The organism is Pseudomonas sp. KH_017, assembly GCF_057840285.1.
Window position 1 is genome coordinate 1,488,058 of the sequence record NZ_CM174509.1, and the last position, 12,945, is coordinate 1,501,002.

At 61.1% G+C, this 12,945-nt stretch carries 12 protein-coding genes; 4 read left to right on the forward strand and 8 right to left on the reverse strand.

All coding sequences use genetic code 11. The features are described from left to right. Positions 1-166 precede the first annotated feature (166 nt). Positions 167-538, reverse strand: coding sequence for a YajD family HNH nuclease (locus AC3IT6_RS06775; protein ID WP_007898702.1), 372 nt, complete (start codon positions 536-538; stop codon positions 167-169). 50 nt (positions 539-588) lie between these two features. After that, positions 589-1,275: a spermidine synthase gene (locus tag AC3IT6_RS06780; RefSeq protein ID WP_489354681.1), complete on the reverse strand. Its 687-nt coding sequence runs from the start codon at positions 1,273-1,275 to the stop codon at positions 589-591. A gap of 95 nt (positions 1,276-1,370) precedes the next feature. Here AC3IT6_RS06780 and AC3IT6_RS06785 point away from each other — a divergent pair, with 95 nt between their 5' ends. Continuing rightward, complete coding sequence (locus AC3IT6_RS06785) at positions 1,371-1,661, forward strand: hypothetical protein (RefSeq protein WP_489354682.1); 291 nt, start codon at positions 1,371-1,373, stop codon at positions 1,659-1,661. On the opposite strand, the gene AC3IT6_RS06790 is transcribed toward AC3IT6_RS06785, so the two are convergent. Together AC3IT6_RS06790 and AC3IT6_RS06795 are read right to left on the reverse strand one after the other, a co-directional pair. Next, positions 1,658-2,131 (reverse strand): cyclic nucleotide-binding domain-containing protein, encoded by a 474-nt coding sequence (locus AC3IT6_RS06790; RefSeq protein ID WP_489354683.1) that lies wholly within the window; start codon positions 2,129-2,131, stop codon positions 1,658-1,660. The genes AC3IT6_RS06785 and AC3IT6_RS06790 overlap by 4 nt on opposite strands. 201 nt (positions 2,132-2,332) lie before the next feature. Further along, complete coding sequence (locus AC3IT6_RS06795) at positions 2,333-4,387, reverse strand: S9 family peptidase (RefSeq protein WP_489354684.1); 2,055 nt, start codon at positions 4,385-4,387, stop codon at positions 2,333-2,335. Positions 4,388-4,601: 214 nt separating this feature from the next. Between AC3IT6_RS06795 and AC3IT6_RS06800 the strand changes: the two genes are divergently transcribed. The 3 genes from AC3IT6_RS06800 to AC3IT6_RS06810 are packed head-to-tail and all read left to right on the forward strand — an operon-like array spanning position 4,602 to position 6,464. After that, entirely contained in the window at positions 4,602-5,099 is a 498-nt protein-coding gene (locus AC3IT6_RS06800) for an MFS transporter (protein ID WP_489354685.1), read from the forward strand. Positions 5,100-5,131: 32 nt separating this feature from the next. Then, positions 5,132-5,908 carry a class II glutamine amidotransferase gene (locus AC3IT6_RS06805; protein ID WP_223445837.1) on the forward strand — a complete coding sequence of 259 codons (777 nt, stop codon included), beginning with the start codon at positions 5,132-5,134 and terminating at the stop codon, positions 5,906-5,908. A gap of 13 nt (positions 5,909-5,921) precedes the next feature. Beyond that, positions 5,922-6,464: a DUF2937 family protein gene (locus AC3IT6_RS06810; protein ID WP_150724352.1), complete on the forward strand. Its 543-nt coding sequence runs from the start codon at positions 5,922-5,924 to the stop codon at positions 6,462-6,464. A gap of 44 nt (positions 6,465-6,508) precedes the next feature. Here AC3IT6_RS06810 and AC3IT6_RS06815 read toward each other — a convergent pair whose 3' ends face one another. The 4 genes from AC3IT6_RS06815 to AC3IT6_RS06830 form a co-directional block, all read right to left on the reverse strand. Then, positions 6,509-8,620, reverse strand: coding sequence for a TonB-dependent receptor (locus tag AC3IT6_RS06815; protein ID WP_489354686.1), 2,112 nt, complete (start codon positions 8,618-8,620; stop codon positions 6,509-6,511). A gap of 15 nt (positions 8,621-8,635) precedes the next feature. After that, entirely contained in the window at positions 8,636-9,847 is a 1,212-nt protein-coding gene (locus AC3IT6_RS06820; RefSeq protein ID WP_489354687.1) for an MFS transporter, read from the reverse strand. Beyond that, on the reverse strand, positions 9,837-11,759 hold the full coding sequence (locus AC3IT6_RS06825; RefSeq protein ID WP_489354688.1) for an IucA/IucC family protein: 1,923 nt from the start codon (positions 11,757-11,759) through the stop codon (positions 9,837-9,839). The genes AC3IT6_RS06820 and AC3IT6_RS06825 overlap by 11 nt, the downstream gene beginning before the upstream one ends. A 112-nt stretch (positions 11,760-11,871) precedes the next feature. Beyond that, positions 11,872-12,801, reverse strand: a complete 930-nt coding sequence (locus tag AC3IT6_RS06830; RefSeq protein WP_489354689.1) for a LysR family transcriptional regulator — start codon at positions 12,799-12,801, stop codon at positions 11,872-11,874. Positions 12,802-12,945: the final 144 nt, after the last annotated feature.

The following is a 12,945-nucleotide window of genomic DNA, read 5'->3' on the forward strand; positions in this document are numbered from 1 at the left end:
ATTGGGCAGCAGCGGTCAGTTTGGAGATTGGCGGTGGCAGGGCTATTGCTATCGCGAGCAAGCTCGCTCCCACAGTGGATCTGTGTCGTTCACAAAATCAAATGTGGGAGCGAGCTTGCTCCGGGCGGCGTTCCGACGATGAGGCCAGATCAGGCGCTGAAAGTCTTCAGTCTTCTTTCTTCATCAACCCGGCGAGTGCGGCAAACGGGTTGTGCGTGGCCTTGGCGATTTTCGGCGTGCTCAGCGAGCCTTCGTCGAAATACTGCTGGTCGGTGTAACGCGAGTGCTCGTTATCGTGGCAGTACAGGCACAACAGCTCCCAGTTCGAGCCGTCCTGCGGGTTGTTGTCGTGGTTGTGGTCACGGTGGTGCACGGTCAGTTCGCTCAGGCGCTTGCCGGAGAATTCACGGGCGCAGCGGCCACAGACGTGCGGGTACATCTTCAGGGCCTTGTCGCGGTAGCCCATTTCCTTGTCGCGCTGGTTGTCGGCGAGGATGCGATCCAGCTTCGAAGTGTTGGTCGGGGTGGACGAACTCATGGGTTCACCTTTGTAGAAAGACTAATGACGGTTATAGGGTGAAGTTTAGCCTAGCCCTTGAGCTTCTCGGCAATCCAGATGGTGTGGCGGGTGCCCTTGTTGCCGTGGGCGAAGACCTGCACTTCCTCGGCCTTGAAACCCGCCTTCTTCAGTTTGTCGGAAAATTGCCGGTCAGCGCTGGCCGACCAGACGGCCAGCACACCTTTGGGGCGCATGGCTCTGGCGCAGGCATTCAGTCCGGCGGCGGAATACAGCCAACTGTTGGTTTTCTGGGTCAGGCCTTCGGGGCCGTTGTCGACGTCGAGCATGATCGCATCGAAGCCCTGGGGCTCGGCTTGCAGGACTTTGGCCACGTCTTCCATGCGAATCACGGTCCGCGGGTCTTGAATCGGGTTTCCGGCTTTCTCGCCGAGTGGCCCGCGATTCCATTCCACAACGCCAGGCACCAATTCAGCGACCACCACTTCGGCGGTCTTGCCCAAGTGCTTGAGCGCCGAAGCGAGGGTGAAACCCATGCCCAGGCCGCCGATGAGCACCCGTGAATTCGGTCGGCCGGCGACCTTGCGACACGGGATTTCGGCCAGGGCATCTTCGGAACCGTGCATGCGCGTGTTCATCAATTGTCCGCCATCGCCACCCTGGATCTTGATGACGAAATCCTCGCCGTATTCGAACAGGCACAGGGCACCGCCGTTTTCAGGAATGGGGGTGGTGTCCAGCAGAACGAAACGTTTCATGGGGCTCACTTGAAGAAAATTGGCAGAACTCGGGAGGGCAAACAGACGCAGTTGGGAGTAGCCTGTTTATGACGACAAGGTCAACGGAGCCATTGATGAAGCGCACCATTCTAACGGTCATTGCCCTGGCCGCGCTCTCGATAACTGCAGTGCAGGCTCAACAGCTGCAATCGATTCCCGTCAGCCCCGCGCCGATGCCCGGTTCGCCCGGCACCGCGACGCCCACGCCGTACCCGCAGATCAGCCCGGCGCCATTACCTAAAGTCGGCCCCGGCAGTAGCGGTCCGCCGTTGGTGCCGATCGAAATGCCGAGCCCGCCGACCAAAGACCAGCCGATACCGGGCCTGGAGCCCAATCCGCCGAAACCCAAGTCACCGGGCGGCTAGACCTGCTGCGAAAGCAGTTGGCCGTCGGCCATGCGCAGGCGTTTGGAAAGAGACACGGCGAGGGCGCGGATGATCTTGGCGGCGATTTTCGGTGCGTCGTTGAGCATCTTTTCCAACGAGTCCTTGCCCAGGTTGAGCAACTGGCAGTTGCTCGCGGCCACGCAACTGGCCGAGCGCCGTTCGCCGTCGAGCACGGCCATTTCGCCGAACGAGCGGCCGCTGCGCAAGGTGGCGATGGTGACTCGTTGCCCGTCAGCGGTGGCTTTCTGCACAGCCACCTGACCGGTGTGGATGATGCACATGAAACTCCCCGCATCGCCCTCCTGGAAGATCTCCTCGCCCTGGGCAATGGTGCTGATACTGAAGTAGCCCGAAGCCGCGGCAAAGTCCGCCGGCAGCAGTTGATTGAACAGGCCGCAATCCATCAGCCAGTCGCGAATTTCGTTGTTCAGAAAGGTTGGTTCAGACATGTCGTCACGGTCTTTTTTGTGATTGTTGCTGACTTGAATTCACCGCAAATCCCCTGTGGGAGCGGGCTTGCTCGCGAAGGCGGTGTGTCAGTCAACATCTCTGCTGAATGTTGCGGCCCCTTCGCGAGCAAGCCCGCTCCCACAGGTGTTGTATCGGCTACCAGTGTCCGGAATTAAGACCGGCACACCGCGCCAGGTTCCTCAGGCAATGCCCAAAACCTTGAACAAAAATGCATATTCGAGTGCCACGTCACGCAATCCCTGATATCGACCGCTCATCCCGCCATGCCCGGCACCCAGCTCAGTCTTGAGCAGCAGGGGGTTGCTGTCGGTCTTGGTCGCGCGCAATTTCGCCACCCACTTGGCCGCTTCCCAATACTGCACGCGGCTGTCGTTGTAGCCGGCGATCACCAGGGTCGCCGGATAAGCTTGTGCGGTGACGTTTTCGTACGGGGCGTAGGCCTTGATCCGATCATGAACGTCCGGTTCTTCAGGGTTGCCCCACTCGTCGTATTCCGTCACGGTCAATGGCAGGTCAGGGTCGAGCATGGTGTTGAGTACGTCGACGAACGGCACTTCGGCGATGGCGGCGCCAAACAGCTGCGGCCGTTGATTGAGCACCGCGCCGATCAGCAAACCGCCGGCACTGCCGCCGCTGATCGCCAACTGCGGTGCAGTGGTGAAGCCTTGGGCGATCAGGTGTTCGGCGCAGGCGATAAAGTCGCTGAAGGTGTTGTGCTTGTGCTCCTGCTTGCCGGCGCGATACCAGGCTTCCCCCAGTTCGCCGCCACCACGCACGTGGGCAATGGCAAACGCCATGCCGCGATCCAGCAGGCTCAGGCGCGCATGGGAAAACCACGGGTCGAGGCTTTCGCCATAGGCACCATAGCCGTAGAGGTACAGCGGCACGGGTTTGCCCAGGTCTGTGCGTTTGATCACCAGGCTGATGGGCACTTGCGTGCCGTCCGGCGCAGTGGCCCACAGGCGCTGGCTGACGTAGGCGTCGGCATCGAACGGGCCGAGCACCGGGGTTTGCTTGAGCACTTTCTGCTCACTGGTCGCCAGTTCAAGCTGGCGGATTTGCGCCGGACGGTTCAACGCTTCGTAGCGCAGGCGAATCTGGTCGCTTTCGAACTCCAGGCTGTTTTGCACGTGCAGGCTGTAGGCTGCGTCTGGCAGTTGCACGCGATAAGGCGCCAGGCCTTGCGGGTGAACTTCAATGACCGGCAAGCCGCCTACCCGCAGGCTGAGGGTCATGGCCCCGGTGTTCAGGCTGATGCCGTCGATCATCACCGTGTCACTGTGGGGGATCAGGTTCTGCCAGTCGGCTTCGGTGGGCGCGGCACCGGTATCTACAGCGGTGTACAAGGCAAAATTGATGCCGTCACGGTTGCTGCGAATGAACCAGGTCCATTGACCGTCGAGTACGCCGTGGTCGACGTCGTACTCATGCTCCTCGACCCGTGGCGCGATGCAGGTAAAGGCTTGCAGCGGCTGGTTGGCGTCGAGGACCCAGGCTTCGCTGGTGGTCTTGCTGCCCACGGACAGCAGCAATTGCTGCTCGGAGCTTGAACGATAGCAATGCATGAAGAAGCGTCCGTCCGGCTCATGGAACACTTCTTCGGCCGCCGTGCCGTCCAGTCGATAGCGATACAGCTTGTGTGGACGATGGGTATCGTCCAGTTCGCCAAAGAACAGCGTCAGGCTGTCGTTGGCCCAGGTCATGCTGCCGTCGCAGTCCTGGAATTCCAGTTCACTGACACGGCCGTCGGACAATTCCTTCACGAACAGCGTGTAAATCTCCTCGCCACTGGAGTCGATGCTGTAGGCCAGACGCTGGTGGTCCGGGCTGATGCTGAACGCCCCGAGCGAAAAGAAACCGCCGTTGGCCAGTTCGTTCGGGTCCAGCAATAGTTGTTCGCGGCTTTCGTCGAGGGTCAGGCTGTCATCGGCCGGGCGCGGGCAGCGGTAGTGCCGGGCGTACTCATCGCCCGCCGTGGTGCGGGTGTAGTACAGATACGGTCCCCACGGCGAGGGCAGGGACAGATCGGTCTCGAGAATCCGGCCCTTGATCTCTTCGAACAGGGTTTCACGCAGCTCGGCCTGGTCGGCGGTTTGTGCTTCCTGATAGCTGTTTTCGGCCTTCAGGTAGTCGAGCACTGCCTTGGTGTCGCGCTCTTGCAGCCAGGCATACGGGTCGGAGCCATCAGCCATGTGGGCAATCGGAGCGTCGTGAATGTTGGCGGATAGGGGCATGAAGGGCTCTCGAACAGTGTACGGAATAGGGGCTGGCAACCTGTGGGAGCGGGCTTGCTCGCGAAGGCGTTGGGTCAGTCAATATCATTGTTGAATGATAAGCCGCATTCGCGAGCAAGCCCGCTCCCACATGGATAGCGCCCAACAGTCAGGCATTGATGCAGCCTGATGGGCGAAAAGCCGTTATCATAAGCGCCTCTTTGCCTGCCTTGCCATGGACACCATGACCGAGAACGACTATCTGATCGCTTGGGGCCTCTACGCCTTCGCCGCTTTGGGCTGCCTGTTGGTGTGGATGCGCTTGACCCGCTGGATGTGGCGTTGGCTGCGTGAGCCATTGCGGCTGGCGATGGTCGTGCTGCTGTTCAGCCCGACCATCATCGACCCGGTCAAGGATAAAATCGCACCGGCCATCGCCATTACCGCGCTCGACCTGCTGTTCAAGGTCGGCAATAACGCCTGGCGGGCGATTTCCGATCTGTTGATGTACGGCATGATCGCGTTCGGCCTCTATCTGGTGCTGGTGGCGATCCGTTTCCCCATCGAGCGCGCCTCGAACGCCCGCAAGGAGCAGGCTGCCGCCGCCAAAGCCGCTGTCCGTGCCGACGAGCCTGAGGATGATCAACCGTTCGGCGGTGCCGGCGATGATCGTTACGGACGTCCACCCGTGCCGAGCAGCCCTCAGCGGATGCGAGTCGAACCCCGTCTGTAACTTTGCCCCTGCGATTGAGCGAGAGTCCGAGCATGTGTGAGTTATTGGGCATGAGCGCCAATGTCCCGACCGATATCGTGTTCAGCTTCACCGGGCTGATGCAGCGCGGCGGACGCACCGGCCCGCACCGCGATGGCTGGGGCATTGCCTTCTATGAAGGCCGTGGGCTGCGGTTGTTCCAGGACCCGGCGGCGAGCTGCGAGTCGGAAGTCGCGAATCTGGTGCAGCGCTATCCGATCAAGAGCGAAGTGGTGATCGGGCACATCCGCCAGGCCAACGTCGGCAAGGTTTCCCTGTCCAACACGCATCCGTTCGTCCGTGAGCTGTGGGGGCGCAACTGGTGTTTCGCCCATAACGGCCAGTTGGCGGATTTCCAGCCGGCGGCCAGTTTCTATCGCCCGGTTGGCGATACCGACAGCGAAGCGGCGTTCTGTGATTTGCTCAACCGTGTGCGTGCGGCGTTCCCCGAGCCGGTCGAGGTCGAAGCATTGCTGCCGGATCTGGTGGCCGCTTGCGCCGAATACCGCAGCAAAGGCGTATTCAACTGCCTGCTCAGCGACGGCGACTGGCTGTTCTGCTATTGCTCGACCAAACTGGCGCAAATCACCCGTCGCGCACCGTTTGGCCCGGCGCGCTTGAAAGATGTCGACGTGATCGTCGATTTTCAGGCCGAAACCACGCCGAACGATGTGGTCACCGTCATCGCCACCGAACCCCTGACCGAAAACGAAACCTGGACCCGTTACGAACCGGGTCAATGGAGCCTGTGGCGACGCGGCGAATGCGTCAGCCAGGGCCAGACCTCATAAGGATTCAACCCCCATGTTGCTCAGTTATCTACGGCTGGTGTTGTTTGCGGCGGGCCTGTTGATCGGTGTCCAGGTGCCGGGCTTCATCAGCGATTACGCCAAGCGGGTAGAGGCGCATCTGATCGAGGCGCAAGCCGGGTTGAGTGGCTTTCAGAACACCGCCAATCAGTTCTTCAAGGGTGACATGCAGGCCCTGGTGGCCCACTACCGCGCCAGTGAAGACCCGATTTTTCGCAGCGATGCCGACAGCCTGAGCAACCTGCTGACCCGTCAGGTGGCGTTGGACAAGCAATTCCAGGCGATGCAGGGCCCGTGGTACATCCGCTTCCTGCAAGTGGTGTTGGCCGCCGATCCGGATATCCGCAAGGAAACCTGGAATGGCTACAGCTACCAGATCCTGTTGACGCCCGAGGCGATGGTCTGGGGCATGAGCGGCGCGTTGCTGCTGTCGTTCGGGATCGAGTGCCTGTTCCGTCTGATCGACTGGGTGGTGCTGGGCGGCAAGCGTCTGCGCCAGAGCCGGCCGATCGAAGAGCGGGATTTACGCGGCCTATAACACCGGCGAACGTCAAGGAGCCGGTAAGCCGACTCCTTGCTTGATTACCAATCGATCGAATAGGTCATGCTCAAGGTACGGCCTTCGGCGTTGGGGAATGGCGCTCTGGCGTTGGCCTGGGCGAACAGGTTGACGTACGTGCGGTCGGTCAGGTTGTACACCCCGCCTTCCAGGCGACCGACCGGCAAGTACACGGAGCCGAGCAGGTCCACCAGTGTATAGCCTTCGATGTCGCGCCCGTTGTTGTCCTTGGCGGCAGCGTCGTAACTGGACAGGTGCATGCCTTGCAGACGCAGGGAGTAGTCGTCTTCGGTGTAGCCGACGAACAGCGTGGTTTTGGCCGGTGAAATGCGTGTCGCCGGCAGATCGATCCATTTCCCGTTCTGCTGGGTCTCGCCTTTGGCCCAGGCATAGGTGCCACCCACCGACCATTGATCGGTCGCGCGGTAGGTCAGGCTGTTTTCGATGCCGCGAACCCGCTCCTTCTGGTTGATCAGACGCAAGACACGGTCATTGGCATCGTAGAACTGAGTCACGTCCGAGGTGTTTTCATAGACGGTGACGTCGGCCTGCCACCGGTCCCAGTCACCGCGCCAGCCCAGCTCGTAGCTATCGACCTTGATGGCCTGGGCGTTGAGGCTCTGGATGTCGAAGGTGCTGTTCACGTCACGCAAGAAGCGCTGGATGTCCGGCAGCGAAAACCCCTGGCTGTAATTGGCGAAGACGTCCTGATGTTCGCTCAGGTGATAGACCGCGCCCAGGTTATAGAGCGTGGCGTCGTATTTGAGGGTGTCACCGGGCAGGATGGCACGTACGCCGGTCTGGACGATCTGACCGTAGGCGATGCTGTCGGAGACCTCGCTTTCGATCCATTCGCGGCGCACACCGCCACGCAAGGTCCAGTCACCGATGTCCCAGGACATCTGCCCGAACAGCGCCTTGGTGGTGGTTTCGATATCCGGGCCCAGCTCGTAAGTGGTGCCAGTCTTGGTGTAGGTCAGCCCTTTGAGGGTGTATTGGTCACCGCGCTGGCGGGAGCGTTCGTGATCATAGTCGGCGCCCCAGACCAGGTTGCCTGTGGCACTGCCAATGGCCGGCAACGGCGTGTCGATAGCCGCACGCAGGCCATACACATCCTGCACGCTGTTGTTGTCGGCGATCCCAGCCTTGCCCCGCGACAGGTCCGGGAAGAACAGCGCGTCGGCCCGGCGCCAGTAGCTTTCCAGTTGCAGGCCCTGACCGTAGAAGTCGTTGTCGGTGTAGTTGAGGTTGGCCGCCTGGTTATGGGTGTAGGGCTGGTCGTCGAGTTTCAGTCCTTTGACCGCCTCGGCCTCTTGCAGGTTTTTCGGGTTTTTTGTGTAGTCAGTGTCCTGCTGGTCCTTGTAGTCCTGCAGCGACAGGCTGAGTTTTTTATCGGCATCCAGTTCGTAACCGAAACGACCTTGCAGGTCATAGGTGTCGGTGTCCATGTTGCTGCCCTGGGACGTGTCCTGAGGGATGCGATTGCCATTGCCGTCGTACTGATCGTTGCGCTGGGTCAGGTCGGCGGACACGTACCAGTCCAGGGCATCCTTGCGCCCGGTCGCACTCTGAAAGGCCTCGTAGGCGAAACCCTTGCTGTTGAGGTTGTTGCCAGTGGTCAAGCCCAGTTTGCTGCTGTAGGCAAGGTCCTGCCCCTGGTTGCGCTTGGTGATGATGTTGATGATGCCGCCCGAAGCACCGGCGCCATAAATGCTGCTGGCGCCGGAAACCACCTCGATGCGTTCGATACTGGCCGGCGCAATGCTGTTGAGCTGGCGGAAGTTGTCACGCGTGGCGTTCTGCGACACGCCGTCGATCAACACCAGCATGTTGCGCCCGCGCAGGGTCTGGCCGAAGTTGCTCATCCCGCCGCTGGACGGCGCCAGGCCGGGAACCAGTTGCCCCAGGATGTCGGAGACCCGACGCCCGGCGCCACTCTGTTGGCGGATCTGTTGTTCGTCGATCACCTGGACCGAGCCTGGAATCGAGGCAATGGTCGCTTCGCTGCGCGTCGCGGAAACGACGGTGGCCTGCATGTTCAATGTGCCCGGTTGCTGGTCGGTGTCCTCGGCCCAGGCCTGGGCGCTGAAGGAGCCGAGTAGCGGAATCATCAAAGAAAGTTTGGTTCGGGTCATGAGTTGGTCTTTTTTTTAGTCGTGATAAGTGTGGGTAGACAAGATTGCGGGGTCAGGTGTGGAGGTGAATGAGCGCACCCAACGGATTCCGAAGGCAGCCAGTGCGTAGGTCAGCGCCACCAACCAGAAACTGTGGGCCAGGCCGACCAGCCCCATGCCGATCCCGCCGAGGACGGCACCGAGCAGAGCGCCAGCCTTGGCCGCGCTGTTGCCCAGGCCGAGGGCAAAACCCTGCTGGCTTGAAGACACGGTGTTGGCGATCAGCGCATAGGCGACGGGGAGCAGTGCGCCTTGCCAGATGCCCCAGACCAACCGGCTGACGAGAAAACCCAGCCATTCGTTAGCCAGTGCCGTGGCCGCGAGCGTCAGGGCGCAGAGCCAGGCAACGCCTTCGATGACGCGCAAGGTGTAAGCCGGCTGCCAGCGGTCGAACAGACGCCCCCACAGCGGGGCGGAGATGGCCAGGGTCGCGGCGCTCGCCGCGTAAGTGGCGCCGATCAGCCAGCCCGGTGCGTGCAGAATGTCGGCGACGTACAGCGCGTAGAAGGGTTGCGGCATCATCTTCGCGGCTTGAATCAACACGATCACCAACAGGATTCCACTGAGCCAGCCTTTAGGCAGGGCCACAGGCGCAACCGGTTTCTTCGTCGAGGCTCGCGCCTTGTCGGCCGGCAGGAAAAAGCTCCCCAGTGCACACAGCAGGCAAATCGCCGACGCGCCATAACAGAGCAGGGCAAACCCCGAGATATCCATCAGCCAACCGCCCAGTACCGGGCCGATCAACGAGCCGACGGCGGTCGCCGATTGCAGACGGGCCAGGGTGTGACCGCGCCGGGAACTGTCGCAGCAGGCCAGGGCATAGGCTTGCGCGGCGGCGAGAAATCCGGCCAATGCGCCTTGCATCACGCGAATGCCCACCAGCAGCCACGGGTCGAGGGTAATCGCCGCCAGCCCTTGGCACAGCGCAAGTGCCAGCAACGCCCGAACGATCATCGGCTTGTGCCCGGTGCGATCACCCAAGCGTCCCCACGCGGGCGTCAGCAGCATGGCCGCCAGCATCGGGCCGGCATACACCAGCGCCGATAGCAGCGCGGTGTAGTCGGCGCCCTCTGGCCCAAGCAGATGCTGGATCTGCAAGGGCCAGAACGGGCCGCTCATTTCCATGGCACCCATGGAGACAAACTGGATGACGATCAGCAGTCGCAACGCACGACCATCAGCGAGCATCGGCGATGGTTCGCAGCGGATTACTCAGGCGTCCGACGATGTCGGCGTGGCTGTCGTGCAAGCGCATGCGCATGAACGATTTGGCCGGCCAATCCTGTTCCAGCAGGGCCTGGCGTTCGCTTTCCCAGCGTGCCGGTTCGACGTGCTCGCGCACGCTCTCGAAGCACTGTTCGACGTGCGTGGCCAAGCGCTCCCAAAGGCTGTTTTCCGGCACGTTCCAGTGGCGGGCGCAGAGCAACGTCAACTCACCGAGGTGGCACATGAACGTGGTGTGCAGGAGCTTGTCGCGGACAAAACCAGCGTCGTCGTACAGGGTCATTTTCGGATCGTGCAACTGGATATCCAGACCCTTGGCGTGCAGGGTTTTGCGATCGATGCGAATGTCGCCGAAGTCACGCAGCAGCAGCCGATTCAACTGCCCGTCAGCACCCATCACCATGAAGCTGTTTTGCTGGTGCGCTTCGAACGCCACGCCATACATCAGGTAGATGCCCAGCAGGCTCGGGACGGCAATCGACAGGTAATCATCGAAGAACGCCAGCATGGCCTCGCTGTCGTCACGGCCCTGAGCCAGCTGCACCCAGTCACGCAGCAACGGTTGTTCGAATTCGTTGACGGCGAACAGGCTGCCGACCGGCACGGCCAGTTCGCCTTCTTGCAGCAGGGTCAGCGGGTTGTCGCGGTACAGCACGGCGGCATGTCGGGACCGTTCGTCATTGGCCGGTTGTGGCGCGTAGTGCACGCCGATGCGCTCCGGCACGATGTTCAGCAGGCGCTGAATCTGCGGTTCATGATCGAGAATCTGCAGTATCAGTTGGCTGATGCGCGGACCCATCCGGGCCGAGCGCGGCGACACGGTGCGCTGCACGCTGGTCAGTCGCAAGGCCACCGGCAATTTGACCATCGGCGCAACGCGGCTGGCCTCTGGTACGACCGTGCGGAAGGACATGGTCGGGTGGCCGGTGAAGGCAACGATGTCGGTGACGATCAGCAGGTTGTCGGCGATCTCGCCGGCGAACGAATTGGGCAGTTCTTCATTGGCTTGCCATGGGTGCGACGGCAGCGGGAGGTAGTCCGTTGCTTCCAGGCCCCGTTGCTGCAAATAGTGCTGCAATTGTTCGGCGGCCTGCGGGAAGTGGCCCTGCCACCAGTCCCAGTAATCGGCGGTGCCGGCCAGTGACTCGACGTATGTGTACTGACGGTGCAGGGCGCACAGCACAATCGGAAAACTCGCTTCGAATTCCGGTGAGAAAGCGATGACCTGCGCAGCGCTCAAGCCCAGTTTGGTCTTGTAGTTCGGATGCCAGGGGTGGCCGAGCGTGCCCCACTGTTCGAGCAGTGACGTCGGGTTCTGGTGGTCGGGGCTGGCTTTGAGCCAGGCGAACAGATTGTCGTTGTGCTCGGTGTCGATCTGCTCTCTCAGGCGCTCGGTCCATCCATGGTGGAACGCCAGGCACAGAGTGTCGTTGCTGTAGCTATCGTCCAGCTCGCGGGCCAGACGTTCCAGTACCTGCGGGGAGGCGGGCGGGTTGAGCTGAGTGCTGAGGTGAGCGAGCAGTTCGCTGGGCAACTGGATTTTCTGGGGCAGGCTGTCGGGGGTGTGCAGGACGACGCTGCCACGCACGTCCCAGCTGTTCATTCTTCCGCCCGTCAGGTGATCGAAGCAAAGCTGCGCACCGTCGCCAAGCGGCAGCCAGCAACGATTGTTGTCGTCGTATTCGCAGGCGTCGGAGTTGATCAGACCTTCGCGAAACAGCGCCTGGATCAGGCGTTGGAAGCAGCGCTGGGCGGCGGGCTCCAGGGCATTGCTCAAATGGTCGAGGGTGATGCGGTGGGACTGGAAGGCCGGAGTGCCGAGGGCTTCGCTCCAATTTGAGAGCAATTGCTGCTGTTTTTGCGTGTAAGCGCGCATCAAGTCCGACTCCTTCAGGACAGTGGTTTAGCTGAATGCGCGCAGAGAATACATTTTTCAAATATTAATGCAAATGATAGCGATTGCTACTTGTGATGTGGGAAGCTCCTTTTCAGAGTCTGGCCTGGGGTTTGCTCAAGACCATGTAGTGCTTGCCTACCTTTTGCGCATAGTGCTCCACCACGTGCTGACATAACGTCACGATCTCTTCGACCCACTCAACGCCCACCCGCCACGACACCACCACCTGCAAGTCGGGTGGTCGTTGATCGATGTCCAGCAAGGTCAATTCGTCGCGCGCCAGTTCCTCGGCCACCAGCACCGGCGGCAATGCGCCGATGCCAAAGCCGTCGCGCAGCAGCCGGGTAATCGCCGACACCGAGTTCACGCAGTTCAGACGTGGCGCCGTTACGCCATTGGCCTGCATCAGGGCGAGCACTTCCTGATGCGGGTGAGAGTTTTTCGAGTAGGTAATGATCCGCTCTTTCGCCAGATCGGCGACGCCTGAATACTCACGGTTGTACAGGGAATTGCTGGCGACAATCCAGCCCATGGGGTGGCTGGCCAGTTCCAGGCTGCGCACGCTTTCCTGGCGCAGCAGGTCGGTTTGCAGGATCACGTCGAGAAAGCCTTTTTGCAGCTGATCGCAGAGGTTCAGCGAGGTATCGGCCACCAGCTCGATTTCCACCAGCGGGTAGTGATCGGTCATCTGCGCCACCAACGGGCTGAGCCAGGTGTGGATTACCGTGTCCATCACGCCGATGCGCACCCGTCCGGCCTTGCTCGAACGGGTCTCGATCGACTGCTTGAGTGCTTGCATGGTGTCCATCATCTGCTCGGCGTAATCAAGCACTTTCAGGCCTTCCGGCGTCAGGCTCACACCGCGCGAATCGCGCAGAAACAGCTTTACCCCGAGCTCGCCCTCAAGCACTGCGATGCGGCTGGAAATCGAGGCCTGGGTGGTGAAGAGCTTGTCGGCGGTCAGGCGGAAACTCTTGAGTCGGGCGACCCAGACGAAGGTCTCGAGAAACTTCAGGTTCATGGGATAAGGATTTCTTATGTCTAAGGCGGGTTTTTATTAGTTGGACGCAGCAGGGGCGCGCGTCCAAAAATCGACGCATCCGGTTCCCACGATAGGCGTCGTCGGGGCTCAGAACAATACCAATAAAATCAGCGCGGAGATTTG

Excerpts from the sequence above, each read along its gene's own strand:
- AC3IT6_RS06775 (WP_007898702.1), bottom strand. The coding sequence starts at position 538 with ATGAGTTCGTCCACCCCGACCAACACTTCGAAGCTGGATCGCATCCTC.
- AC3IT6_RS06780 (WP_489354681.1), bottom strand. The coding sequence starts at position 1,275 with ATGAAACGTTTCGTTCTGCTGGACACCACCCCCATTCCTGAAAACGGC.
- AC3IT6_RS06785 (WP_489354682.1), top strand. The coding sequence starts at position 1,371 with ATGAAGCGCACCATTCTAACGGTCATTGCCCTGGCCGCGCTCTCGATA.
- AC3IT6_RS06790 (WP_489354683.1), bottom strand. The coding sequence starts at position 2,131 with ATGTCTGAACCAACCTTTCTGAACAACGAAATTCGCGACTGGCTGATG.
- AC3IT6_RS06795 (WP_489354684.1), bottom strand. The coding sequence starts at position 4,387 with ATGCCCCTATCCGCCAACATTCACGACGCTCCGATTGCCCACATGGCT.
- AC3IT6_RS06800 (WP_489354685.1), top strand. The coding sequence starts at position 4,602 with ATGGACACCATGACCGAGAACGACTATCTGATCGCTTGGGGCCTCTAC.
- AC3IT6_RS06805 (WP_223445837.1), top strand. The coding sequence starts at position 5,132 with ATGTGTGAGTTATTGGGCATGAGCGCCAATGTCCCGACCGATATCGTG.
- AC3IT6_RS06810 (WP_150724352.1), top strand. The coding sequence starts at position 5,922 with ATGTTGCTCAGTTATCTACGGCTGGTGTTGTTTGCGGCGGGCCTGTTG.
- AC3IT6_RS06815 (WP_489354686.1), bottom strand. The coding sequence starts at position 8,620 with ATGACCCGAACCAAACTTTCTTTGATGATTCCGCTACTCGGCTCCTTC.
- AC3IT6_RS06820 (WP_489354687.1), bottom strand. The coding sequence starts at position 9,847 with ATGCTCGCTGATGGTCGTGCGTTGCGACTGCTGATCGTCATCCAGTTT.
- AC3IT6_RS06825 (WP_489354688.1), bottom strand. The coding sequence starts at position 11,759 with ATGCGCGCTTACACGCAAAAACAGCAGCAATTGCTCTCAAATTGGAGC.
- AC3IT6_RS06830 (WP_489354689.1), bottom strand. The coding sequence starts at position 12,801 with ATGAACCTGAAGTTTCTCGAGACCTTCGTCTGGGTCGCCCGACTCAAG.